The following is a 24,826-nucleotide window of genomic DNA, read 5'->3' on the forward strand; positions in this document are numbered from 1 at the left end:
ACAGGCCCTACCCCCCCAGAGATACCGCGATTTCGACCCCACGGCCCACCATTCGGCGGTAGGAAGGGCATGCGTATCAGTACGCACACGTGCACCGCCCGTCACGCAGGGTTACGTAAGCGGGACAGGTCGGCCACGTCGAAAGTCCGCCCGCCGTCGAGTGCACGCGTCGAAGCACGCGTTGGTACGTCGATACGCAGAGTGCAGAGGAGTGCCCCGGTGAGCCAGCCGGAGATGCAGCCCGAGGGGGCGCCCCGCAACGAGCCCGGTGCGCCGGGTTCGGCCGTTCCACCGGATTCGGGCCCGGAGACGAGCCCGGGTCCGGGTTCCGGTGCGCGGGGCGGGGATCTGACGGGGCAGCCGTTCCCGCTCGGCGACTGGGGTGAACCCGCGGAACGCCTCGACGAGCTGTACCGCTATGTCGAGGCCGACGCGCTGCGCACCGCCGGCTGGTACCTGGCCGACCGGGTGTGGAAGCGGCGCGGCGCAAGGGCGCTGCGGATCGGCACGGCGGCCGGGGTGGTCGCGGGCGCCGCGCTGCCGCTCCTCGATCTGACGGGGGCACTGGACGGCGCGGCCGGCTGGGGCTATCTGTCGCTGTTGCTGGGCGCCGCGTGCATGGCCTGCGATCGGTTCTTCGGCCTGACCTCCGGCTGGATAAGGAACCTCGCCACGGCCCAGGCCGTGCAGCGACGGCTCCAGGTGCTGCAGTTCGACTGGGCGTCGGAGTGCGTACGGGAGGTGCTCGGGCCGACCGAGGGGACGGCGAGCGAGGCGGCGGAGCGGTGCCTCGGGGTGCTGCGACGGTTCTCGGAGGACGTCACGGAGCTCGTGCGGTCCGAGACCGCGGACTGGATGGTCGAGTTCCGGGCCGGGCCTGCGCCGATAGGGATGCAGGCACTGGTGTCCGGCAGCGGGGTCGGGGGGCGTACGGACCATTGGGCGCCGCCGGGGCGGTTCCCGCTCCAGTCGATGGCCCGCCCGAACATGCCGCGGCAGCGGCCCCCGGAGCCACCGCGCTGATCGGTGACCGGCGATCGGTGGCTCCGGGCGGGCTCGTGGTTCCGGGGCGGGGGCCCGGCCGTCGCGTCAGCTGAAGATGATCATTGAGCCTTGGGCGAGACTTCGGGTCACCGCCGCGTGCAGGCCCAGCCAGACGTGCCGTTCCCGGGCGAACGGACTGTCGTCGTACGGAATCGGGCTCGCCGGTTCCTCCAGGGAGGTCGGTGCGGCGGGCGGCGCGGGGGCGGCCGGCGGGTTCGCCGGGTCGATGCCGATGGAGGGGGCGACGAACTCCAGCTCCCGCAGCAGCCCGTGTGCCGAGCCCAGCGGGCCGCCACCCTCCAGCAGCTCGTCGTTGGTGAGCGGGGAGGGGAAGTCCACGGGGACGTACGCCCCCGCGTGGTCGTAGTGCCAGACCAGATGGGACTGCTGCGCCGCCGGCTCGAACATCTCCAGCAGCTGCTCGTAGTCCCCGCCCAGTTCGTCGACGGGTGTCACGGCGAGGCCACTCAGCTGGAGCAGATAGGCGCGGCGCAGGAAGTGCAGGGCGTCGTAGTCGAAGCCCGCCACGGGGGCCACGTCGCCGGTCAGGCCCGGCATGTAGGCGTAGACGGGTACGGCCGGCAGTCCGGCATCGCCCAGCGCCTTGTCGTAGATGGCTATCTCTTCGGCGAACGGATTGTCGGGGCTGTGGCACAGCACATCGACGAGGGGGACCAGCCACAGGTCACAGGCCACGAAGTCTCGCTCTCCAACGGGTTCTCGCAAGGGTGCGTGCGATGGTCGGGACAGCGTAATGCGATCGGCACGTTGCGCACAGTGGTCCCTCATGACCGGCTCGGGAACACCTTGTTGCCGGGGCCGGTCGCCCCTACGGCGCCTCCGGCGTCCCGCCGTGCCCCGGGTGCGCCGGGTTGCCGGCCGCGAGCCGGTCCGCCCACATCAGCGCGCCGGCGTTGTAGTCGTCGATCACCGCACGAACCGCGTCGTGCTCGCCCAGCGTGATGGCCGCGACCAGGGCGGGATGGCCGTTCCAGAGCCACTCCCGTACGTCCACGTCGCTGCGCAGGTACGGCACGGCGAACACCCAGCACTGGACGCGCAGCCGGTGCAGGAAGTCGGTGATGTACGGGTTGCCGACGAGCGCCCCGAGCTCACGCCAGAAACGCAGGTCGTAGCCGATCAGGATGTCGAGGTCGCCGCCGCGCGCCGCCCGTGCCGCCTCATCGGCTCTGCGCCGCACCGAGACCAGTGACTCTCGGTACTTCGCCGCCTGCGCGCGCGAGGGCGGGGGTCCGGAGAAGATGTCGCGGATGACTCCGTCCATGACCAGGGTGCGGGCCTCGACCATCGCCCGGTAGTCGGCCACGGTGAACTCGTGCACCCGGAATCCGCGGTGCTGATCGGATTCGAGCAGGCCCTGCGCCGAGAGGTCGAAGAGCGCCTCACGCACGGGCGTCGCGGACACCCCGTACTGCTCGGCGATCTGCTTGACGGTGAACTCCCGCCCCTGCTGCAGACGCCCGGCGAGCACCTCGTCACGCAGCGCGTCCGCGATCTGCTGCCGCAGCGTACTGCGGGTCACAGCTCCCCTCGCGCCCATGGCGACCCTCCCTCTTCGGCTGCGGCCACCTTAAGCCAGGGCCGGTGTGCCCGGTTCCGGGCAGGGGGAGGGGCGCCATGCGGGATGCGGACGGATGCGTCAGACGGTGTGCTCGTCCGCGACCGACAAGGCCACGTCCAGTGCCGCCAGTCCCTCCTTGGCCTCGGCCTCCGTGACGTTGCAGGCCGGAACGGCGTGGGTGCGGTTCATGTTGATGAAGGGCCACAGGCCGTTCTTCTTGCACGCAGCGCCGAAGGCCGCCATCGGAGCGTTGGCCTCGCCCGACGCGTTGTACGGGACGAGCGGCTCGCGGGTCTCCCTGTCACGGACCAGGTCCAGCGCCCAGAACGCGCCGAGGCCGCGCACCTCACCGACCGACGGGTGACGCTCGGCGAGCTCGCGCAGGCCGGGACCGAGGACCGTCTCGCCGATGTGGGCCGCGTGCTCGACGACCTTCTCGTCCTCCATCACACCGATGGTGGCGACGGCGGCGGCGCAGGCCAGCGGGTGACCGGAGTAGGTGAGTCCGCCCGGGTAGGGGCGGGTCTCGAAGGTGGCGGCGATCTCGGCGGAGACGGCGACGCCGCCGAGCGGCACATAACCCGAGTTGACGCCCTTGGCGAAGGTCATCAGGTCGGGCGTGACGTCGAAGTGCTCGGCGGCGAACCACTTGCCGGTGCGCCCGAACCCGGCCATCACCTCGTCGAGGACGAAGACGATGCCGTACCGGTCGCAGATCTCGCGGACACCGGCGAGGTAGCCGGGCGGCGGCGTCATGATCCCGGCCGTGCCGGGGATCGTCTCCAGGATGATCGCTGCGATGGTGGCGGGGCCCTCGAAGGCGAGGGTGTCCTCCAGGTGCTGGAGAGCGCGGGCGCACTCCTCGGCCTCGGTCTCGGCGTAGAACGGCGAGCGGTACAGGAACGGGGCCCAGAACCGGACGACGCCCGCCGAACCGTTGTCGGACGGCCAGCGGCGCGGGTCGCCGGTGAGGTTGATGGCCGTCGAGGTGGCGCCGTGGTACGAGCGGTAGGCGGAGAGCACCTTCGTACGGCCGGTGTGCAGCCGGGCCATCCGGACGGCGTTCTCGACGGCCTCGGCACCGCCGTTGGTGAAGAAGATCTTGTCCAGGTCGCCGGGGGTCCGCTCGGCGATGAGGCGTGCGGCCTCGGAGCGGGCCTCGACGGCGAACGCGGGGGCGAAGGTGGCGAGCTTGCCCGCCTGCTCCTGGATCGCGGCGACGACGGTGGGGTGCTGGTAGCCGATGTTGGTGAAGACGAGGCCGCTGGTGAAGTCCAGGTAGCGGTTGCCGTCGTAGTCCCAGAAGTACGCCCCCTCGGCGCCGGCGACGGCGAGCGGGTCGATCAGGCCCTGGGCGGACCAGGAGTGGAACACGTGCGCACGATCGGCGGCCTTCACGGCCGCACCGGCCACGGAGTCGACCTGCGGAGCGTGGGATCCATGGGAGGCATGAGGGGTCATGCGGCGAGCGTAGGTCGTGCGGTGAGCGGCTCGACATGGCCATCTTGTATGGCGTGGGGCGGTTTGGTGGGCAGGGTGTCGGGTCGGCGGCTCGCGGTGTCCCGGCCCGGTCTTCCGCCGGACGCTATTCTCATGCCGCATCGGCGGCGTGTCGCCGGAGGGGGAAGGACTGCACACCATGGACAAGCTCGGCTCCGGGGATCCGCAACGCATCGGCGCATACCGCCTGCTGGGGCGGCTGGGCGCGGGCGGCATGGGGCAGGTCTATCTGGCCCGCTCCGACCGGGGCCGTACGGTCGCGATCAAGCTGGTACGCCGGGAGCTCGCCGAACAACAGGAGTTCCGCGACCGCTTCCGTCAGGAAGTGCGGGCCGCCCGCCGGGTCGGGTCGGCCTGGACGGCCCCCGTACTCGACGCCGACACCGAGGCCGCGGTGCCGTGGGTCGCGACCGGGTACGTCGCCGGGCCGTCCCTCCAGGCCACCGTCTCCGGTCGTGCGGGCGCCCCGGCGGGCCCGGGCCCGGGGGCGTACGGTCCGCTGCCCGAGCGTTCGGTCCGCATCCTGGGGGCCGGGCTGGCTCGCGCGCTCCGGTCCATCCACGCCGCCGGACTCATCCACCGGGACCTGAAGCCGTCCAACATCCTGCTGACGATCGACGGTCCGCGGGTCATCGACTTCGGTATAGCCCGGGCACTCGACACCGTCACCGACGGGGGTCTCACCCGCACCGGCTCGATGGTCGGATCGCCCGGCTTCATGGCGCCGGAGCAGGTGCGGGGTGAGCGGGTGACCGCGGCGTGCGATGTGTTCTGCCTCGGCTCGGTGCTGGCGTACGCGTCGACGGGCCGGCTTCCGTTCAGTGGGGCGGACAACGAGATCCACGCCCTCCTCTTCCGGATCGCACAGGAGGAGCCGGACCTGACCGGTGTCCCGGTGGACCTGGCCGACCTCGTCCGGGACTGCCTCCGCAAGGACCCGGCCGACCGGCCGACCACGGACGCGATCCTGGAGCGGCTGGTGGAGGGCGAGACGGCCGAACCGTGGCTGCCGGGCGCGCTGATCGCCCAACTGGGCCGCCACGCGGTGGAGTTGCTGGACTCGGAGGACCCGGAGGAGTCGGCGGGGGCCGCGGGGCCGCAGGACGCGGTGCCGCCCGTGGGCGATTCGCAGCCTCCGCCGGCCCAGGCGCCCGGCGCGGTCCACGCGCTCCCCACGGTGGTCGGCACCCAGCCTCCCGCGCCGGTCCCGGGCCCGCACCCGGTCCCTGGGTTCGGACCTCCGCCGCCCGGGCAGCCCGCCCCCGGCTACGGCTACCCGCACCTGCTCGCCCAACCGCACCCCGGCCAGGGCTACGGCTACCCGCAGCAGCACCCCGGCTTCGGCTCCACACCCCCGTACGGCCCGCTCCACCCCACCGTCGCGCCCGGCGCGCAGCCCGCGCCGACTCGACGCAGCACGGGGTCGACCATCGCGCTCGTCGCAGTCGCGGTGCTCGTCGCGATCGGTGCGGGCGGCTCGGTGTACGCGCTCATGAGCGACGACGGCAAGAAACCCGCCGCGTCACCCACCGCATCCCCCACCGCCTCCTCCGACCCGTCGGACTCCCCCGCCCCCGACGACTCCCCGTCCTCCACAGACCCGTCCCCCGGCGAGGAGTCGAAGAACGGCGACGGCACCGTCCCCGAGGCCTACCTCGGCACCTGGTCCGGCGCCATCGACAACGCCACGGGCCACTCGACCCGCGAACTCGTCATCCAGCAGGGCAAGGTGGGCCAGGCCGTCCTCACCCTCACCGCGGAGGGCCCCATCGACGGCGGCGGCACCTACCGCTGCGTCTTCCAGGCGGACCTGACCTCCGAGCCCTCCCCCGACGAACCGATCCACATCGGCCCCTCCACGGTGACGCTCGGCGAACCCATGTCGTCCTGCACCCCGGGCAAGGCCACCACACTCACCCTGCTCCCCGACGGCACCCTGCGCCGTGAGAACACGGAGACCGGCGAGCAACTCACGTACACGAAGAGCGACTGACTCCCCGTCGGACCGGCCCGGCGCCGGTCCTCACGCCGTGCCGGTGCCGTCCGCGACGTCCAGCGCGTGGAACGCCAGCCACAAGTCGTAGCGTGCACTGGGGGTTTGGAGCAGCGAGCGTTGAAGTATGCCTTCGAGTCGCGTGAGGCGTTTGCGGATACCTGGTACGGATATGCCCAACGCGGCTGCGGTCGGCCCGAGTTGGGCCTCGCACTTCAGCCAGGTACGCAAGGTGGTCTCGGAGGCCGCACCGGTCGCGGCGAGCGGGCGCAGCTGCTCGGCCGCCCACTGCCCGACGGCGGGACGCCGCAGGATCTCGTCCAGCGCGCCGGCCGGCACGGGCTCCGTGGACCGGGCGGCGCGCGCGGGTACGGCCCGGATGCGCAGGGCCAGGTCGAGCGCGGCCTGATCGGCGACCCGGTTGAGGTCCAGGCCGAGCAGCTCGCCGATCAACCGCAGTCGTGCGGCAAGGGTGTTGCGGTGGATCTTCAGGTGCTGCGTCGCATGCGACGAGAACGCCAGCCAGGAGGCGAGGGTTGCCGCCAGCTCCTGGCTGCCGGGGTCCTGGCTGCGTCGTGGCAGGTGGGTGAGCAGCGGTGCCAGCAGGGCGTCGGCCCACTGCGCGCCCGCCTCGCCGACGACCACGGCCGGTTCCGGTGCCGAGCCGAACCGGGCGTGCCGCGCGGGCATTCCGCGCGCCACGGCCAGGGCGTGGAACGCCTGCCGGTATCCGGTCGCCGTGTCGCTCAGCGGCACGTCCTCGCTCACGCCCACGACACAGTCGTCCACCACGGCGGCGACGTCGAGGCCGAGTCGCGGATCGGCGCCGTCGGGCCCGGCGGGCACGATGAGGATCAGGTGGCGTGCGTACACCGGGCAGCGCACGATCCAGGACCGGCCGCCGGAGATGTCCGCGCACACCCGCGCCACGTCGTCCCGCCGGCCGCCCGAGCACTGCACCACACAGACCTGGACGGGGTCCGGCAGCGTGGGTTTGAGCGCGCCCGCCACCTGATGGGCGATGGAGAGCTGTCCGGTCATCAGCAGATGCAGCACCGCTTCCCGGCCTCGGGACTCGGCGAGATCGACGCGGCGGCGCTTGCGTTCGACCGTCTCGGCCGCCCAGCACATGGTCAGGGGCATCGCCACATCGGCGAGAAGCGTGGCCAGTCCGTCCGGCAGTGGCCGGCGGACGACGACGGCGAGGATCGGTGCGGGGGCGTCGGGAGTGCCGTCCAGGGGGAACAGCAGGGCGGTGTCCGGGCCCTTGTCGAGAGCGAAGGAGCGGCCGCGGAGAGCCGTCAGCTCCTTCACGCCCTCGGTGGCCAGCGCGAGGGCCGAGGCGCTCGTGAGGTCCGGGGTGCGGGCCACGCCGCGCAGGACGGTGCCGTCACTGTCGAGCAGACCGGCCCAGCCGCCGGCCCGCCCCGACACCCAGCGCAGCAGCTCCGGTGAGCCGCCGGCGCGGGCCAGGCGGTACATCCGCAGCACGTCGTCGGCACGTTCCCCTGCTCGCACCGGTCCCCCGCTCCCTCCTCGTTCTGCACTCCGCAGAAAAGCGGAGTGCAGCGTACCGGTTTGACTGTGCGAACTGATACCCCTGCAACGCCCACACAGTGCGAATTGAATCTCCCTGCCGTCTACCCACAGTCCTAGAGTCCGAACGTGTTCCGGGGCGTCGGGGGAACACGCGGCCGCCTCGGACTCGGGGGACGACGGGGCGGCACGGCGGCAGCGACCCACGGGGGTGGTCGCTGTCGTCGGCCGCACCGGCCCCGGGCCGATTGTCAGTGGCACCGCCTAACGTCGGGTCATCACCTGGACCGACGGAGAAGGGCACCCCGCCATGGAGTTCCGTATCGATCGCAGTGCACTGACCGATGCCGTGGCCTGGGCGGCCCGCGTGCTGCCCACTCGCTCGCCCGTGCCGGTGCTCGGCGGGCTGCTGCTGGAGGCGGACGGCGGGTGGCTGCGGATCTCCGGCCTCGACTACGAGGCGTCCGCCCGCATCGAGGTCGAGGCGGAGACCGTACGGGCCGGGCGGGTGCTGGTCATGGGGAGACGGCTGCTCGATGTGTGCCGGGTGCTGCCCGAAAGTCCGGTGGTGTGCGCGGTGGAGGGTTCACGGTTCGCGGTGACCGGCGGCGGCGCCCGGTTCGGGCTGTCGGTGCTGCCGCTGGACGACTATCCGGCGCTGCCGCCGCTGCCCGGGGTGCTGGGGGCAGTGGACTCGGAGGAGTTCGCCGCGGCCGTCGCCCATGTGGCGGTGGCCGCGGGCCGGGACGACACACTGCCGACCCTCACCGGGATCCGGGTCGGACTCGACGGCGACACGATGACGCTGGCCGCCACCGACCGGTACCGCTTCGCGGTGCGCACGCTCGCATGGAAGCCGGCGACGGCGGATGTCTCGGCCGATGTGGTGGTGTCGGCCCGGCGCCTGACGGAGATCGCCCGCTCCTTCGGCCGGTCCGGCATGGTCAGCGTCGCCCTGGATGCCGGATCGGCCGGCTTCGAACTCGCCGGAATGCGCACCACGGTCCGGCTCCTGGACGGCCGGCTCCCCCGGCACGACAAGCTGTTCGCGATGGCGGACCCGACGACCGCGGTGACGGACCGGGCGCCCCTGGTCGAGGCCGTCAAGCGCGTCGCGGTGGTCGCGGACGGCGACAGCCCGCTCCAACTGGCCTTCTCCGGCGACTCGGTGCTGCTTCAGGCGGGGTACGAGGACGATGTCGCGTCCCAGCGGCTGCCTGCCGTCCTGGAGGGTGCCGATGAGCTGACGGTCGCGTTCAACCCCTCGTACCTGATGGAGGCCCTCGCCTCGTTCGACACACCGGTCGTCCAGTTCGGTCTGATGGGTCCGGGCCAACGCGCCATGATCACCGGCCGGGCGGCCGAGGGCGGCACGACGGGGCCGGACCAGGTCGCCGCGCCTCGTCCGACGCACCGGCACCTGTTGATGTCGGTGAAACCACTGGTCTGAGGCCGGCGAGACAGTGACCGGACTCCTGCAAACCGGAACCTCCGGCGAGCCTCGCGGAAGACCGGAGCGGGGGCGTGTCCGGGCCGTGGCCGGACACGCCCCCCGCCGGGCGGAGGGATCCACAGGTTGTGGACCGGTGGGTCGGTTCAGCGGCGGATCAGCAGCTCAGGTTCGAGCCGGGGGTGGTGCCGAGGATCTGCACGAAGGCCTGGTACCGGTCGATGCGGCTCTGGACCTGGGCGGGGTTGCCGCCGTTGCACTCCAGCGAGCCGTTGATGGAGCGGATCGTCTCGCCGAAGCCGGCGCCGTTGACCATCGCGTTGTGGGCCGTCATGGTGCCCGGGCCGTTCTGGGTGTTCCAGTACCAAAGACCCGTCTTCCAGGCCACGGACGCGTTCTGCTCGACCAGGTACGGGTTGCCGAGCAGGTCGATGCCGAGTGCGTCGCCCGCTGCCTTGTAGTTGAAGTTCCAGCTGAGCTGGATCGGGCCACGGCCGTAGTACGCGGACTGTCCGGCCGGGCAGCCGTAGGGCTGGCCGGTGTCGCAGTAGTGCGGGTAGTTGGCCGTGTTCTGCTCGACCACGTACACCAGTCCGCCCGTCTCATGGCTGACGTTGGCGAGGAACGCCGCCGCCTCCTGACGCTTGACCGTGTCGCTTCCGGTGTTTGCGAAGCCCGGGTAGGCACTCAGGGCCGCGGTCAGTCCGCTGTACGTGTAGAAGGGGTTCCGGCTCGGGAACATCTGGTTGAACTGCGCCTCGCTGACGACGAATCCCGACGGGGTGCCCGGATCCGTGCCGCCACCGCAGCTGCCCTGGTCCGCCCAGACGTCGGAACTGCCCGGCCGCTCGTTCTGGGTCCACCACTTCGCGGTCCAGTTGTGCCCGTTGTACGAGGCCGCTCCGCCGCCCGTGTAGACGGACGAGGCGTTCCAGGGTGCCGCGCACTCGGCCGCCGAGGCGGTGGAGGCGGGGAGAACGACGAGCATCGCGACGACCGCGCCCAGCGCGGCCAGCATGCCCATGACGCGTCTCATCATGAGATCACTCCTTCGGCGCGGTGCACCGAGTTCATCGGTGCACCGCCATGGGGGGTGACCGTCACTCAAGCGCCGCTGGTCTGTACCTGTCAAGGTCTAGACCAGCGCTTGAAATCTTTCCGAAGAGGCGCCGCGGAGTGCGTTCACGGCGAATGCGCTGTGCCGAAGCGGCCCCCAACAGGAGTAATTCCGGAAGTAGTTCATCCGGATCAAGGGGCAGGCAGGCGGCCGGTCCCGAACGAAAAACCTTCGGGCCCGTCCAGCATGCGGAACGGCGGACCGGCCGGACCGCGAATCCCGCCGCTGCGCGAACGGCAGGCGAACGTCAGCCGAAAGGATCCGGCTGCCCGCCCCAACTCCCCTACCGCACACATACGGTGACCCGAACCGGGGACCGTGGTGCACGCGTGCACGCGTTCGACGAGGGGAGCGCGAGGAAGCCGTGGAGTGGTTCAGCGCCGAGAACGTCGTGGCCGTGTGCACCGCAGTGCTCGGTGTCCTGGCCTCCATCGGAGTGCTCTGGTACGAGCGCCGCGTACCCCGCCGCAAGCGCATCGGCTACCGGGTCCAGATGGACACCCCGATCGGCAGCGACGTCAGCGAGGGCCGGGCCAATGTCCGGCTCGGGCTCTTCAGCGAGACGCCCGACATGGCCGATGCCACGCTCGTCCTGCTGCGCGTCGAGAACGACGGCTCGCAGTCCATCGCCGACAACGACTACACGGGCCGTGAACTGCACGGGCTGACCGTGGAGTTCACCGGCCGCACCGTACGCGGCATCGCGGTCACCCAGGCACCCGGCGCCGACCATCTGATGGAGCACTTCACCCCGGCGGGCGGGATGCGCCACAGCGGCCGGCTCATCCGGCTGCCGCGCGTCCCCCTCAACCGGGGCGAGCACTTCAAGCTGCTGGTGCTGCTCACCGGGTCGCACGTGGGCAGCCCCATCAGGATCACCGGCGGCATCCGGGACGGCGAGGTGACACCCAACACCGCCGCCCGCCCCGACGAGAAGCCCCCGATGTTCGGCCGGGCCGCCCGGCTCATCACCGTGGCACTGACCGTCTGCGTCGTCACCCTGGCCTCGATCATCCTGGTCCGCGACGACACCCCGCCCCCGGTGGGCTGCGCCCGGGGCACCCTGACAGTGACCGGCTCCACCGCCTTCGAACCGGTCGTGCGGGAACTGGCGCAGAAGTACGAGAAGGAGTGCGAGGGTTCCAGCGTCACCGTCGACGCGCACGGCAGCAACGCGGGGATACGGGAGCTCGCCGACCGGGGCGCCACCGCCGGGGAGTCAGGCTCCCCCGCGCTGATCGCCCTCTCCGACGGCCCCAAACCGGACGGCTACCCGCAGCTGCGCGAGAACCGGGTCGCGGTCTCACTCTTCCGCCTGGTCGTCAACGACCGGGTGCCTGTCAAGAACCTCTCCCTGGCCACCGTCCGGAAGATCTACCGGGGCGACATCCGCAACTGGAAGACGCTCGACGGACCCGACCTGCCCATACTCCTGGTCAGCAGGGATGCCAACTCCGGCACCCGCGAGGTCTTCCAGCGCCGCGTCCTCGGCCACAACGAACCCGCCCAGTCGTCCCGCGACTGTGTCACCAAGGACGACGCCGCGGCCCGCGTCATCCGCTGCGAACTCGACTCCACCGACCAGGTCCTGGCCACCGTCGGCCGGCTCGACGGCGCGATCGGCTACAGCGAGCTGCGCTCCGGAACCGCACTGAAGGGCGCGCACCAGCTCGCCATCGACTCCACCGTCCCGTCCGTCGACACGATCGGCTCCAGCACCTACCCGTACCGGGAGATCGAGTACGCCTACACGTACGGCCAGCCGCCGGCCGACTCGCTGGCATCCAGCTTCCTGGGCTATCTGAGCCGCGGCAACGGCCAGGACGTCATCCGTACGCACGGACATCTGCCGTGCGCGACGCCGAAGGGGCTGCGGATCTGCGGGGAGGAGTGAAAGCGCGGAGGGGGGCCGGGGCAACAGCCGCCCCGGCCCCCCTCCGCGTTGTCCCGTCCTACAGGAACGAGTTGATCTCGATGGTCTCGGTACGGCCGGGGCCGACACCGATCGCGGAGATCGGCGCGCCGGACATGTCCTCCAGCGCCTTCACGTACGCCTGCGCGTTCTTCGGCAGATCGCCGAAGGTCTTGGCCTTCGTGATGTCCTCGGACCAGCCCGGCAGCATCTCGTAGACCGGCTTCGCGTGGTGGAAGTCCGTCTGGCTGTACGGGAGTTCCTCGACCCGCTTGCCGTCGATCTCGTACGCGACGCACACCGGGATCTGCTCCCAGCCGGTCAGCACGTCCAGCTTGGTGAGGAAGAAGTCGGTGAGACCGTTGACCCGGGTCGCGTACCGCGCGATCACCGCGTCGAACCAGCCGCAGCGGCGGTCACGGCCGGTGGTGACACCGCGCTCGCCGCCGATCCGGCGCAGCGCCTCGCCGTCCTCGTCGAGCAGCTCCGTCGGGAACGGGCCGGCGCCGACGCGCGTGGTGTACGCCTTGAGGATGCCGATGACCCGGCTGATCTTCGTCGGGCCCACGCCGGAACCGGTGCAGGCGCCGCCCGCGGTCGGGTTCGAAGAGGTGACGAAGGGGTACGTCCCGTGGTCGACGTCGAGCAGCGTGCCCTGACCGCCCTCGAAGAGGACGACCTTGCCCGCTTCGATGGCGTCGTTCAGGATCAGCGTGGTGTCGGCGACGTACGGCTTGATCTGATCCGCGTACTGGAGCATCTCCTCGACGATCTTCCCGGCCTCGATGGCGCGCCGGTTGAAGACCTTGGCGAGGAGCTGGTTCTTCTGCTCCAGCGCAGCTTCGACCTTCTGCTCCAGGATCGACTCGTCGTAGAGGTCCTGGACGCGGATGCCGACCCGGTTGATCTTGTCGGCGTACGTCGGGCCGATGCCTCGGCCGGTCGTGCCGATCTTGCGCTTCCCGAGGAACCGTTCCGTCACCTTGTCGATCGTGACGTTGTACGGGGTGATCAAATGAGCGTTACCGCTGATCAACAGCTTGGACGTGTCCACGCCGCGGTCGTTCAGCCCACTCAGCTCGGAGAGCAGGACGGCCGGGTCGACGACGACACCGTTACCGATGACCGGGGTACACCCCGGTGAAAGGATTCCGGAGGGGAGGAGATGAAGTGCGTACTTCTGGTCACCGACGACCACCGTGTGGCCGGCATTGTTGCCGCCCTGGTAACGCACCACATAGTCCACGGATCCACCGAGGAGGTCGGTGGCCTTTCCCTTGCCCTCGTCACCCCACTGAGCACCGAGCAGCACAAGTGCGGGCACAGGCGTACACCCCTTCCGGGCGGGGCATGTCCAAGGTCAGGGGGCGTACGTAAACGTCGTACACGCCGTACGACGATGTACGACGAAGCCTGAACCGTCGAACCGGGTGCCCCGGAATAGACGAAGCCCCTGGCGCAATAGCGCAAGGGGCTCTTGCACCAAGATGCTACCCGAGGAAGGACCGAGGTGTCGGCTGCCCAGCCCCCCGGCAACGGTGCGCACCAGCTGCTGGTGGTGATCGACCCGGTCGCCCGCCGGACCGACGGCGAGTCCGTCCGTATCGCGAAGGACGTGCTGAGCGCGGGTTCGCACGCAAAAATCTGCCTCCCGGACGGGCCGGAGGAGTTCGCGCGGGCCTTGTCCCGCCGAGGCAATCGGCGTCCGGTGGTCGTCGGCGACGACCGAACACTGCTGCGCGCCGTGACGCTGCTGCACCGGGACAGGGAGCTGACCGGTGAGGCGCTCGCACTGGTTCCGGTGGGCGCGGCGGCAATGCTGCAACTCGCGCATTCGCTCGGCGTGCCCATGGGTGCGGTGGCCGCGGCGCGCGCCGCGCTGGACGGTGCCGTACGCCGTCTCGACCTGCTGGTCGACGACAGCGACGGCGTCGTCCTGGGCGCCCTGCGCATCCCCGCCCTGCCCACGACGCCGGGCTCGGCGGCCGCGCACACGGGGGTCACGGCGGTCTGGGACACCTGCCGCTCCCTGGTGCGCACCCTGGTCCGCCCTGCCCCGCCCACCTCACCCGCCACACCTCGCACCCACCGGCTGCGGGTCGAGACGGACGGGGTGGTGCTGAACGATCTGGACAGCCCGGTCGAATCGGTGACGGTGACCTCGCAAGGCGGCGGCGGAGGCCTCGCGGACGTGGTCGTCCACACCGCGAAGGGGGAAGCGCTGACGGCGGAGGCGAAGGCGGTCACGGTCTCCGGCGCGGACTTCCGCTACCGGGCGGACACCCAGGTCGCCGGCCCGGTCCGGACGCGGACCTGGACGGTGCGGGCGGGCGCGTGGGGACTGATGCTCCCGGTGGCCGAGGGGTAGCTCCACGCGTCGCGGGGCCGACCGTGCGCGGGCGCGGGAACGGGAACGGGCGCACTCTGGTAAGAGGTCCCGGAGGTGATGGTCATGATGAAGACCGCTGTCGGATGGCACATCGAGCTGGAATTCGAGGAAGACAACCACCGCACCCGCGCCGCCGCCCTCGTACGGCTCCCTGACGGGAACGAGGTACGTGCGCACGGGTACGCCAGCCGCCACCCCTCCGACTCCCAGCAGCCGAGGGTCGGCGAGGAGATCGCAGGAGCAAGAGCGATGAACGAGCTCGCGATGAACCTGCTGACCAAGGCGCACGACGAGATCGACGAGGCGTCCGGCCGGACGTCGCACCCGCTGATCTGAGCCGCCCCACAGGGCTCAGGGGCCGGCGCTCCGTCCCCAGCCGTTCCGTCACGGGAGGTCGAACTTCTTGCGGTAGTCGCGCCAGCGGTCCATCAGGTCGACCAGCTCCGTCTGCAGGAACTCGAAGAACTCCGCCGTCTCCGCGAGCCGCGCACCGGCAGGCGTGTCCTGGCCCAGGGTTCGTGCGCCCTCCCTGAGGGTGTGCTCCCAGCGGGTCAGGACACGGTCGCGACTGGCGAAGGTGGCGTACCAGATCTCGTTGTGCAGACGGTAGCGGTCCCGGCGCGAGCCGGGGTCGCGCTCGCGGCCGACCATGCTGACCTGGGTCAAGTAGTTGATCGCCCCGGACACCGCCGCCGGGCTGATCTGCAGCTGTTCGCTGAGCTCCGCCGAGGTCATGGAGCCGTCGTCGTCCGCCAGCAGTGCGGCGAAGACGCGGGACGCCATCCGCTGCATGCCCGCCTCGGTCATCTCGGCCGCGAAGCGCTCCACGAACCGCGACACGGCCTCCTCGTCGCGGCCCTGCTCGGGCTCGCGCCCGGGTTCGTGCGCACGCCCGCCTGCGCCGGTTTCGCTGCTCATCGCCCCATCGTCTCCCCTGAATTCCGGCGGGGTTCCCCGGCCCCGGACCACACCTCGACTTTATACGTTTCCTTAACTTCACAACTTTGTGAAACTAGCGTACGTTCAGAAACATGACGAAGGCAATCACCGTGGCCGGACTGCACAAGTCGTTCGGGCGGACACACGCACTGGACGGCCTCGACCTCGCGGTCGAGACCGGTGAGGTCCATGGCTTCCTCGGTCCCAACGGTTCCGGGAAGTCCACCACCATCCGGGTCCTGCTGGGTCTGCTGCGGGCCGACTCCGGCGCCGCCCAGCTGCTCGGCCGCGACCCGTGGAAGGACGCGGTCGAACTGCACCGCCGGGTGGCGTACGTCCCCGGTGACGTCACCCTGTGGCGCAACCTCTCCGGCGGCGAGGTGATCGACCTGTACGGGCGGCTGCGCGGCGGCGGCCTCGACAAGCAGCGGCGCGCCGACCTCATCGAGCGGTTCGAGCTGGACCCCACCAAGAAGGGGCGGACGTACTCCAAGGGCAACCGCCAGAAGGTCGCCCTGGTCGCCGCACTCGCATCCGACGTCGACCTGCTGATCCTTGACGAGCCGACCTCCGGGCTCGACCCGCTGATGGAGGAGGTCTTCACGGATTACGTGCGGGAGGCCGCCCGCGAACGCGGCCAGACCGTACTGCTCTCCTCGCACATCCTGAGCGAGATCGAGACACTCTGCGACCGCGTCAGCATCATCCGCAAGGGCGTCACGGTCGAGACCGGATCCCTCGCGGACCTGCGCCACCTGACCCGCACCAGCGTCACCGCCGAACTGGCCGCCGAACCGAACGGGCTCGCCCAGTTGCCCGGCGTCCATGACCTCGACGTCCAGGGCAGGCGGGTACGGCTCCAGGTGGACACCGACAAGCTCGACGCCGTGCTGCGTTCGCTCACCACCTCGGGCGTACGGTCGCTGATCAGCACCCCGCCCACCCTGGAGGAGCTGTTCCTCCGGCACTACCAGGACGATGCGGCCCCGGTCGCGGAAGAGGCGATGTCGCGATGACTGCGGAACTCGCGGTACGCGGCGGCGCCGGCCAACTCGCAGGAATCAATCCGCTGTTCAGGCTCGCTCTGCGCCGGGACCGCATCATGCTTCCGGTGTGGGTCCTCGTGCTCACCCTGATGGTCGTCAGCGGCGGCTCGTCGATCGAGCAGCTCTACGACACTCCGGCCGCCCGCGCCGAGGTCGCCGCGTCCATGAGCGCGAACAGCTCCTTGCGCTCCATGTACGGACCGGTCTTCGGTGACTCGATCGGAGGTCTGGTGGCCTGGCGGTTCGGCGTATTCGCCGCCACACTGGCCGCCGTGATGAGCCTGATCATCGTCATCCGGCACACCCGCGAGGAGGAGGAGACAGGCCGTCAGGAACTGCTCTCCTCAGCAATGGTGGGGCGGCGCGCCCCGCTGACATCGGCCCTGCTCACCGCCCTGGTCGCCAACGCGCTGGTCACGCTGTTCGTCACGGGCGGCCTCGCCGCACAGGGCGGAACAGGCGCGCTGGCGCTCGGGCTCGCCGTCGGCGCGACCGGAATGCTCTTCGCCACGATGGCGGCGATCGTCGCGCAGCTCACCGAGAGCGCGCGGCTCGCCAAGGGGATGACGGGCGGCGTGCTCGGCCTCGCCTTCCTGCTGCGGGCGGCCGGGGACTCCGGTGTGAACGACGGATCGTCCGTACTGACCTGGCTGTCGCCGATCGGCTGGGCCGAGAACATGCGGCCGTACGCCGGCGAGCGCTGGTGGGTGCTGCTGCTCTTCGTGGCGGCAATCGCGGCTCAGGCCGCGGCCGCCTACACACTGGCCGGTCGGCGCGACATCGGCATGGGCTTCCTCCCGGCCCGTCCGGGCCCGGCCGAGGGCCGACTCGCCACCGCAGGTGGCCTGGCCTGGCGGCTGCAGCGCGGCACACTGCTCGGCTGGACCGTGGGCTTCGCCGTCGCAGGCGTCGTCTTCGGCGGCATGGCCGAGGGTGCGGCCGACCTGGTGGGTGACAACGAGCAGGCCAAGGAGATCTTCGCGCGGATGGGCGGACAGGAGGGCATGACCCAGGCCTTCCTGGCCACGATGGTCGGGATGCTGGGGATGATGGCCGCGCTGTATGTGGTGGCATCGATCCTGCGCCTGCACAGCGAGGAGACCTCGCAGCGCGCCGAACCGCTGCTCGCGAACCGCCTGGGGCGGTTGCGGTGGGCAGCCGGGCACCTGGTGATCGCTTTCGGCGGCGCGGTCGCCATCATGCTGATCGGCGGGCTCGGTCTGGCCGTCGGATACGGCAACGGGTTCGGCGCCGTGCTCGGGGCGTCGCTGGTCCAGGTGCCCGCGATCTGGCTCCTCGGCGGTCTGGCGGTCCTGCTGTACGGAGCGCTTCCCAAAGCGGCTCCGGCGGCATGGGGTGTGGTGGGAGCGTGCCTGCTGATCGGGTGGATCGGCCCGGCGCTCGACCTGCCCCAGTCAGTGATGAACCTGTCACCCTTCGGCCATCTGCCGAAGCTGCCGGGCACCGAGATGCAGTGGGCTCCGGTGCTGCTGCTCACCGTGATGGCGGTGGCGCTGACGGGCGCGGGACTGGCGGCGTTGCGGCGACGCGACCTCCTGACCTGAGCAACGGTCCGGCCGGACCGGGACCGGATGAACCGCATGCACGGCCGGAGCTCCAAGCGGCCGGCCCCCGGAAAGGCAGAACTCTTCCGGGGCCGGCCGCTGCCTCCCGGAGAAACGTGGGGCCCGGCCCTCTCCTGTGCCGTGGCCCTGCTTGCGCCCGCCGCCTTCGGTGTCGCCTTCGACGTCCTGGAGAGAGACCGCTCGTCGTGTGCCGCCCGGCGTGCCGAGCAGCGCTCGGCGGCTTCCCGTCACAGCTCCACGCGCAGCTCCCGCAGGCCCCTGATCACATACCCCGGGTTCCACTCCGGTTCGGCCGCCGGCCGCATCCCGGGCGCCCGGCGCAGCAACTCGCCGAAGGAAGCCGAGAGTTCGACCCTGGCCAGCGGCGCACCCAGGCAGAAGTGGATGCCGGCGCCGAACGAGACGTGCGGATTCTCCCGCCGGGACAGGTCCAGCGTCTCCGGGTCCGTGAAGCGGGCCGGGTCGCGGTTGGCGGAGCCGAAGAGCAGGGCCACCTCCGCGCCGCGCGGGATGACCGTGCCGTCGATCTCGATGTCGTCGAGGACCCAGCGCTCGAACATCTGCAACGGAGTGTCGTACCGCAGCAACTCCTCCACCGCCGTGGGCAGCAGCCCGTGGTCGGCGCGCAGGGCCGCCAGCTGTTCGGGGTGACGCAGCAGCGTCCACCAGCCGTTCACGGTGGTGTTGACCGTCGCCTCGTGGCCCGCGTTCAGCAGCAGCACACAGGTGGAGACCATCTCCTGCTCGCTCAGCCGCTCCCCCTCGTCGTGCGCGGCGATGAGCGCGGAGATCAGATCCGCACCGGGGTTCCTGCGGCGCTCCGCGATCAGCTCGCGCAGATAGGCGGAGAATTCCTCCGAGGCGCGAACGGCGGCGCTCGCGGTCTCCTCGGACGGGTTCAGTTCGAACATCCCGCAGATCGCCGCCGACCAGGGCCGCAGCGGAGCGCGGTCGGACGCGGGGATGCCCAGCATCTCGGCGATGACGGCGACGGGCAGCGGTTCGGCGATCGCGGTGAGCAGGTCGCCGCCGCCCGCCTCGACGAAGTTGTCGACCAGCTCGGCGGCCAGCCGCCGCACCGTCGGGACGAGTTGCTCCACCGTACGCGGGGTGAACGCCTTGGAGACCAGGCGCCGGATCCGGGTGTGGTCGGGGGCCTCCAGGTCGAGGAGCCCCTGCCCGTTGAGGGTGGTGAAGGGTTCGTACGCGGCGGGCGGGGGCGTGCGGCCGAACTCCTCGTGGGTGAAGCGGTGCAGATAGGTGCGGCCCAGGCGCCGGTCCCGCAGCAGCGCCGACACATCGGCGTGGTGCGGGACGAGCCACTGGTCCGTGGGCTCGAACCGGTGCACCCGGCCGGTGGCCCGCAGCGCGGCGTAGGCGGGGTACGGGTCGGCGACGAACACCGGCGACCAGGGGTCGAACGAAGCGGCGGACTCGGGCTGCGGAGACGGGTGCATGGAAGGACGCTAACCGCCCGGCCCACCGGTGGGGCAGCTCAGGCCGGGGTGACCAGCCTCGCCTCGTACGCGAACACCGCCGCCTGCGTACGGTCCCGCAGCCCCAGCTTCACCAGGATGCGGCTCACATGCGTCTTGATGGTGGACTCGGCGACCACCAGATGCGAGGCGATCTCCGCGTTCGACAGGCCCTGAGCGATGAGGACGAGCACCTCCGTCTCGCGCTCCGTCAGATCGCCGATCCGGGCGAGCGCGGGCGGCCGCGGGGCCCCCGCGAGCCGGGAGAACTCGGTGATCAGCCGCTTTGTGACGGTCGGCGCCAGCAGCGCCTCCCCGGCCGCCACCACCCGTACCCCGTCGGCGAGCTGCCGGGCGGAGGCGTCCTTGAGCAGGAACCCGGACGCCCCGGCGCGCAGCGCCTGGTACACGTACTCGTCGAGGTCGAACGTGGTCAGCACGAGCACCTTGGCGGCCGCGTCGTTCGCGACGATCTCACGGGTCGCCTCGATGCCGTTGAGCTCCGGCATCCGGATGTCCATCAGCACCACGTCGGGCCGCAGCGCGGCGGCCTGGGCGATGGCCTGCCGGCCGTCGACCGCCTCGCCGACGACCTCGATGCCCGGCATCGCCCCCAGGAGTACCGAGAACCCCTCGCGGACCATCATCTGGTCGTCGACGATCAGGACACGGATGTCGTTCATGAGGTCTCGCTCTGCGTCGGTTCCTGGGCCGGCGGTACGGGGATGAAAACGGCGATCTCGTACCCGCCGTCCGTGGTCGTCTCGGCGGTCATCTCGCCGTTCAGCATGGCGACCCGCTCCCGCATCCCCGTGATGCCGTGCCCGGCGCCCGGCGAGGGCTTCACCGGGCCGGTCGGCGGTCCGTTGACGACCCGCAGTCCGAGTCCGCCGAGCACATAGCCGATCTCGACCTTGGCGGTGGCGCCGGGCGCGTGCCGCAACGTGTTGCTGAGGGCTTCCTGGATGATCCGGTACGCCGACAGCTCGACGCCCTGGGGCAGTTCGCGTACCGCACCGGTGACGGTCTTCTCCGCCACCAGGCCCGCGTCCGCCACATTGGCGAGCAGTCCGTCCAGCTCGGCGAGGGTGGGCTGCGGGGCGTCCGGCGCCTCGTAGTCCTCGGCCCGTACGACGCCGAGGACCCGGCGCAGTTCGGTGAGGGCGGCGACGGCGTTCTCCCGGATGGTGACGAAGGCCTGCTCCAGCTCGGGCGGCGGGTTCTCCACCCGGTACGGGGCGGCCTCGGCCTGGATCGCGACGACCGACATGTGGTGGGCGACCACGTCGTGCAGCTCGCGGGCGATGGTGGTGCGCTCCTCCAGCAGCGTGCGCCGGTCGCGTTCCACGGCGGTGACGGTGCGCTGCACGGTCACCTCGCGCTCCGCCTCCCGGCGGGTCTGCACGACGGTCACCACGAGCAGGGCGAACGCGGAGGCCACGGCCATGGGCCCGGTGGTCGACGAGTAGTGCCAGCCGAAGTTCTCCAGGAAGCTGCCGAGCACCAGGGTCAGGAGCCACATCCAGGCGGCGGTACGCGGCCGGGTCCGGGCCGCGACCACGACGAGCACCACCAGGTGCGAGAAGAACATGCTCGGCACCCACGGCCATTCGCCGCCGGCGATCGCGGCGGTCACCGGAGTGAGCGCCATCGACATCCAGAACGCGCCGACCGGCCGGAACAGCGTCATCGCGACGGTCAGCGCCGGGAGCAGCCCGGCCAGGACGATCTCGATCCCGGACCAGGGCCCGGCGCCGCCCGCCGCGCCGATGCCTATGAGGGCCGTGATCAGCGCGGCCAGCCCGACCAGTGCGTGCGGCGTCCGGGCGGCCCGCGCGCGCATCCGCTCGGACAGCCGCCGGGTCAGCGTCCCGTCGGTCCGCATGGGCGGCAGCGGACGGTAGTCGAACGCGTCATGGAAGAGGTCCTGCCGCAGGCCGCCTATCGCCCCTGCGGCCAGCCGGAACTCTGGGCTTCTGGTCTTGGTGGTCTCGGTCACCATCCCAAGGTAGGTGGCCGGGCCCGCGACGTCGTCAGCAGTGATACGGATCCTGCGGCATCCGTCGCAAGGACTACCGGACCCGTGAGATCGGTGACGAGCGCGACTGCCGGATGCCCCCGGCGCCCCCTGTCACCACGCCAGCTGGGCGATCTCCTCCGCCACCACCGCACAAGCGTCCGCCGCCGGATCGATCAACGGGAAGTGCCCCACCTCCTCCAGCAGCGTCAGCCCCACCGTCTCGCCCGCCTTGGCCGCCGCGTCCACGAACGCCTCGGCGACCGCGTGCGGCACGGTCAGATCGGTGCGTCCCTGTACGACCGCGGTGGCGATCCCGGTCGGCAGCAGCGCGGCCGGATCGGCGTACGGACTCCGCGCGGCGAAGTCCGCTTCCCGCCCCAGGAGTTGACCCACCGCGCCGGTGCAGACATCCAGCTCCACCGCCGTGGCGAAGTCGGCGATCGGCGCGAGGGCGACGACCCCGCGCAGCGGCGGCGCCGAGGCAAGCCGCCATGGCGACCCCTGCGGCAGTACGTGCCGGGCCGCGGCCCACAGCGCCAGCTGCCCACCCGCGGAGTGCCCGGTGACGACGATCCGTCGCGCATCGGCCTCCGGAAGCGCGACGGCCAGCAGTCCGGGCAACGCGTCCATCGCCGCGGCGACATCGTCGAAGGTCTCCGGCCAGCGGCCCGCGACCGGGCCGGAACCCCGCTGCTGCGGGAGCTCGCTGCCCCGCCGGTACTCGACGTTGGCGACGGCGAACCCGCGCCGGGCCAGGAAGTCCGCGAACGGCGTCACATGGAGCCGGTCGTACGGCCCCCGCCACGCACCACCGTGCAGGACGACCACGACGGGTGCCCCGGCCCGCCCGTCGCGCGGAGCGTAGAAGTCGATCACCTGGTCGGGATGGTCGCCGTAGGCGGCCGAAGCGTCGGGGGCGACGGCCGGATGCGAGAAGGCCGACTCGGTCTCGACTGCGTCCCGATCACGCGCGGCGGAATCCGACATGCTGCTCCAACCATCCGACAGAGGTGCCCAACTGGCCTGACCAGCGGGGACGGTATCAGCACGCGGCGCCGCGTCCCCACGGGGTTCACCGTGGGGACGCGGCAGGCGTCACACCTCGCCGAGCACCCCGTCGAGCGCCCGGCCCGACACCTCGCTCAGCACCTCACCCAGCACCCGTGCGGCCCGCTCCACATCCGCGAACCCCACGTACAGCGGCGTGAACCCGAACCTCAGCAGATCCGGCCGCCGCAGGTCCCCGACCACACCCCGCGTGATCAGCGCACGCATCACCGGCTCGGCGATCCCCGCGTCCACGCAGCGCAACGACACCTGGCTGCCGCGCTCCGCATGCGCCTGTGGCGTGACCGGAACGACCACGCCCTCGGGCGCATACGCCCCGACGCACTCCAGGAAGAAGTCCGTCAGGGCCAGCGACTTGGCCCGTACCGCCTCGACCGGTACCCCGTCCCACACGGCCAGCGCCGCTTCGAGCGCCAGCATGGACAGGATGTCGGGGGTTCCGACCCGGCCACGTACGGAACCGTGCGCGGGCGCGTACCCGGGATCCATCGCGAACGGGTCGGCGTGCGACGTCCACCCCGGCAGCGGCGAGTCGAAGGCCGCCTGATGCCGCTCGGCGACGTACAGGTACGCGGGCGAACCGGGCCCGCCGTTCAGGTACTTGTACGTACAGCCGACCGCCAGGTCCACCCCGTGCGCGTCCAGTCCCACGGGCAGCGCGCCCGCGCTGTGGCACAGGTCCCAGACGGCGAGGCCGCCCGCGGCGTGCACGGTGGCGGTGAGGCCGGGCAGGTCGTGCAGCCGGCCGGTGCGGAAGTCGACGTGGTTGAGCAGGACGACCGCCGTACGGGGCCCGACCGCGCCCGGCACGTCCCCCGGTGCGACGGGGACGAGCCGGTGCCCGGTCATCCGGGCGGCGGACTCGGCTATGTACCCGTCCGTGGGAAACGTCGTCGCGTCGACGAGGATCTCGTCGCGCCCCTCCGGCGCCAGCCGGCTCGCGGCGACGACGGCCTTGAAGACGTTCACGCTCGTCGAATCGCCGACGACGATCTGTCCGGCGGCGGCCCCGACGAGCGGGGCGATCCGGTCGCCGATCCGCTCGGGCGCGGTCCACCAGCCGCTCTCGTCCCAGGACCGGATGCGCAGCTCGCCCCACTCACGGGTGAGGACCTCCTGCACCCGGGCGGGTACGTGTCGCGGCAGCGCGCCGAGCGAGTTGCCGTCGAGGTACACCCCGTCGTCGAGAGTGAACAGCTTGCGCAGATCCGCGAGTTCGTCGGCGGTGTCGAGTGCCGCGGCCCGCGCGGCGAAGGTCTCAGACATGGCTGCGCGCCGTCCACAGTTCGGGGAACACGTTCTTCGTGGCCCGCTTCTCCAGCCACGCGACCCCGGCGGAGCCGCCGGTGCCGGTCTTCGAGCCCATCGCGCGCCGGGTGGCGACGAGGTGGTCGTTGCGCCAGCGCCACACGAGTTCGCCGACGTCGGTGAGCGCCTCGCCGAGCCGGACGAGATCGTCGTACCGCTCGGGGTCGGAGTAGATCTCCGTCCAGACGGCCTCGACCTCGGGGGACGGCTCGTACTTCTGCGTCAGGTCGCGGCCGAGCACGGACTGCGGCACCCCGTGGCCGCGCCGGGCGAGCAGGGCGAGCACCTCGTCGTACAGGCTCGGCTCGGCGAGCGCCTTCTCCAGCTCGGCATGGACGCGGGGCGCGCCCCGGTGCGGTACGAGCATGGACGCGGACTTGTCGCCGAGCAGGAACTCCATCCGCCGGTACATCGCCGACTGGAAGCCGGAACCCTCGCCGAGTGCGGCGCGGTAGGAGTTGAACTGGGCGGGGGTGAGCTGGGCGAGCGGCGTCCAGGACGCGTTGAGCGCCTCCAGTTCCCGTACCGACCGCTTCAGCGCATCGCGCGCGACCGGCAGCCGGTCCTCCCGCAGGGCGTGCGCCGCGGTCTCCCACTCATGGACGATGACCGTGAACCACAGTTCCATGACCTGGGTGGTGACCAGGAAGACCATCTCGCCCGGATCGTCGGAGCGCAGGTGCTGGAGGTGGGTCAGGACATCCGCCTGGACGTAGTCCTCGTACGGAGTCGTTCCCGCGAAGTCCAGGTGCGGGGTGTCCGCACCGGTGGCTTCGGGGTCGGGGTGGATCGTCGACATTGCTGTCTCCTCGACACGAGCTTCCGGGTAGCGGTCCGCCCCTTCCGTGAGGTGATGGAGCT

Annotated in this window: 21 protein-coding genes; 8 read left to right on the forward strand and 13 right to left on the reverse strand. The window is 71.3% G+C overall.

Going from position 1 to position 24,826, the window contains the following annotated elements; all coding sequences use genetic code 11:
- Positions 1-234 precede the first annotated feature (234 nt).
- On the forward strand, positions 235-1,023 hold the full coding sequence (locus tag OHB49_RS20240; RefSeq protein ID WP_443079664.1) for an SLATT domain-containing protein: 789 nt from the start codon (positions 235-237) through the stop codon (positions 1,021-1,023).
- 66 nt (positions 1,024-1,089) lie between these two features.
- On the opposite strand, the gene OHB49_RS20245 is transcribed toward OHB49_RS20240, so the two are convergent.
- The 3 genes from OHB49_RS20245 to OHB49_RS20255 all read right to left on the reverse strand — a co-directional run bounded on the left by OHB49_RS20245 (position 1,090) and on the right by OHB49_RS20255 (position 4,087).
- Positions 1,090-1,740 (reverse strand): hypothetical protein, encoded by a 651-nt coding sequence (locus OHB49_RS20245; protein ID WP_329161963.1) that lies wholly within the window; start codon positions 1,738-1,740, stop codon positions 1,090-1,092.
- Positions 1,741-1,873: 133 nt separating this feature from the next.
- Positions 1,874-2,605 (reverse strand): GntR family transcriptional regulator, encoded by a 732-nt coding sequence (locus tag OHB49_RS20250; RefSeq protein ID WP_030977756.1) that lies wholly within the window; start codon positions 2,603-2,605, stop codon positions 1,874-1,876.
- Positions 2,606-2,704: 99 nt separating this feature from the next.
- Entirely contained in the window at positions 2,705-4,087 is a 1,383-nt protein-coding gene (locus tag OHB49_RS20255) for an aspartate aminotransferase family protein (protein ID WP_329161966.1), read from the reverse strand.
- 178 nt (positions 4,088-4,265) lie between these two features.
- Here OHB49_RS20255 and OHB49_RS20260 point away from each other — a divergent pair, with 178 nt between their 5' ends.
- Positions 4,266-6,119 carry a serine/threonine-protein kinase gene (locus OHB49_RS20260; protein ID WP_329161968.1) on the forward strand — a complete coding sequence of 618 codons (1,854 nt, stop codon included), beginning with the start codon at positions 4,266-4,268 and terminating at the stop codon, positions 6,117-6,119.
- 30 nt (positions 6,120-6,149) lie between these two features.
- On the opposite strand, the gene OHB49_RS20265 is transcribed toward OHB49_RS20260, so the two are convergent.
- Entirely contained in the window at positions 6,150-7,601 is a 1,452-nt protein-coding gene (locus OHB49_RS20265; RefSeq protein WP_329166563.1) for a helix-turn-helix domain-containing protein, read from the reverse strand.
- 364 nt (positions 7,602-7,965) lie between these two features.
- On the opposite strand from OHB49_RS20265, the gene dnaN reads away from it, so the two are divergent.
- Complete coding sequence (dnaN, locus tag OHB49_RS20270; protein ID WP_329161970.1) at positions 7,966-9,105, forward strand: DNA polymerase III subunit beta; 1,140 nt, start codon at positions 7,966-7,968, stop codon at positions 9,103-9,105.
- 157 nt (positions 9,106-9,262) lie between these two features.
- Here dnaN and OHB49_RS20275 read toward each other — a convergent pair whose 3' ends face one another.
- Positions 9,263-10,144 (reverse strand): glycoside hydrolase family 19 protein, encoded by an 882-nt coding sequence (locus tag OHB49_RS20275; RefSeq protein WP_030977749.1) that lies wholly within the window; start codon positions 10,142-10,144, stop codon positions 9,263-9,265.
- Positions 10,145-10,586: 442 nt separating this feature from the next.
- On the opposite strand from OHB49_RS20275, the gene OHB49_RS20280 reads away from it, so the two are divergent.
- Positions 10,587-12,116, forward strand: coding sequence for a substrate-binding domain-containing protein (locus OHB49_RS20280; RefSeq protein WP_329161972.1), 1,530 nt, complete (start codon positions 10,587-10,589; stop codon positions 12,114-12,116).
- 58 nt (positions 12,117-12,174) lie between these two features.
- Here the strand turns inward: OHB49_RS20280 and OHB49_RS20285 are convergent, their stop codons facing one another.
- Positions 12,175-13,458 (reverse strand): adenylosuccinate synthase, encoded by a 1,284-nt coding sequence (locus tag OHB49_RS20285; protein WP_030977746.1) that lies wholly within the window; start codon positions 13,456-13,458, stop codon positions 12,175-12,177.
- A 186-nt stretch (positions 13,459-13,644) separates the two neighbouring features.
- On the opposite strand from OHB49_RS20285, the gene OHB49_RS20290 reads away from it, so the two are divergent.
- Together OHB49_RS20290 and OHB49_RS20295 are read left to right on the forward strand one after the other, a co-directional pair.
- Positions 13,645-14,502, forward strand: a complete 858-nt coding sequence (locus OHB49_RS20290) for a hypothetical protein (protein WP_030977744.1) — start codon at positions 13,645-13,647, stop codon at positions 14,500-14,502.
- Between the two features lie 84 nt (positions 14,503-14,586).
- Positions 14,587-14,859: a DUF1876 domain-containing protein gene (locus OHB49_RS20295; RefSeq protein WP_030977742.1), complete on the forward strand. Its 273-nt coding sequence runs from the start codon at positions 14,587-14,589 to the stop codon at positions 14,857-14,859.
- Positions 14,860-14,907: 48 nt separating this feature from the next.
- Here the strand turns inward: OHB49_RS20295 and OHB49_RS20300 are convergent, their stop codons facing one another.
- Positions 14,908-15,441, reverse strand: coding sequence for a GbsR/MarR family transcriptional regulator (locus tag OHB49_RS20300; RefSeq protein ID WP_030977740.1), 534 nt, complete (start codon positions 15,439-15,441; stop codon positions 14,908-14,910).
- Between the two features lie 113 nt (positions 15,442-15,554).
- On the opposite strand from OHB49_RS20300, the gene OHB49_RS20305 reads away from it, so the two are divergent.
- Positions 15,555-16,478: an ABC transporter ATP-binding protein gene (locus OHB49_RS20305; protein ID WP_329161976.1), complete on the forward strand. Its 924-nt coding sequence runs from the start codon at positions 15,555-15,557 to the stop codon at positions 16,476-16,478.
- Positions 16,475-18,073 (forward strand): ABC transporter permease, encoded by a 1,599-nt coding sequence (locus tag OHB49_RS20310; protein ID WP_329161978.1) that lies wholly within the window; start codon positions 16,475-16,477, stop codon positions 18,071-18,073. Before OHB49_RS20305 ends, OHB49_RS20310 begins: the two co-directional genes overlap by 4 nt.
- 248 nt (positions 18,074-18,321) lie before the next feature.
- Here OHB49_RS20310 and OHB49_RS20315 read toward each other — a convergent pair whose 3' ends face one another.
- The 6 genes from OHB49_RS20315 to OHB49_RS20340 form a co-directional block, all read right to left on the reverse strand.
- Entirely contained in the window at positions 18,322-19,551 is a 1,230-nt protein-coding gene (locus tag OHB49_RS20315) for a cytochrome P450 (RefSeq protein ID WP_030977734.1), read from the reverse strand.
- A gap of 38 nt (positions 19,552-19,589) precedes the next feature.
- On the reverse strand, positions 19,590-20,252 hold the full coding sequence (locus OHB49_RS20320) for a response regulator (protein WP_267003650.1): 663 nt from the start codon (positions 20,250-20,252) through the stop codon (positions 19,590-19,592).
- Positions 20,249-21,568, reverse strand: coding sequence for a sensor histidine kinase (locus tag OHB49_RS20325; protein WP_329161981.1), 1,320 nt, complete (start codon positions 21,566-21,568; stop codon positions 20,249-20,251). The genes OHB49_RS20320 and OHB49_RS20325 overlap by 4 nt, the downstream gene beginning before the upstream one ends.
- Positions 21,569-21,700: 132 nt before the next feature.
- Positions 21,701-22,576: an alpha/beta hydrolase family protein gene (locus OHB49_RS20330; RefSeq protein ID WP_329161983.1), complete on the reverse strand. Its 876-nt coding sequence runs from the start codon at positions 22,574-22,576 to the stop codon at positions 21,701-21,703.
- Between the two features lie 108 nt (positions 22,577-22,684).
- Positions 22,685-23,923 carry a kynureninase gene (kynU, locus tag OHB49_RS20335; RefSeq protein WP_329161985.1) on the reverse strand — a complete coding sequence of 413 codons (1,239 nt, stop codon included), beginning with the start codon at positions 23,921-23,923 and terminating at the stop codon, positions 22,685-22,687.
- The gene (locus OHB49_RS20340) at positions 23,916-24,764 is read right to left on the reverse strand and encodes a tryptophan 2,3-dioxygenase family protein (RefSeq protein ID WP_030977725.1); all 849 of its coding nucleotides are present in this window, start codon (positions 24,762-24,764) and stop codon (positions 23,916-23,918) included. The genes kynU and OHB49_RS20340 overlap by 8 nt, the downstream gene beginning before the upstream one ends.
- Positions 24,765-24,826 lie beyond the last annotated feature (62 nt).

This window comes from Streptomyces sp. NBC_01717, from assembly GCF_036248255.1.
GTDB lineage: Bacteria > Actinomycetota > Actinomycetes > Streptomycetales > Streptomycetaceae > Streptomyces.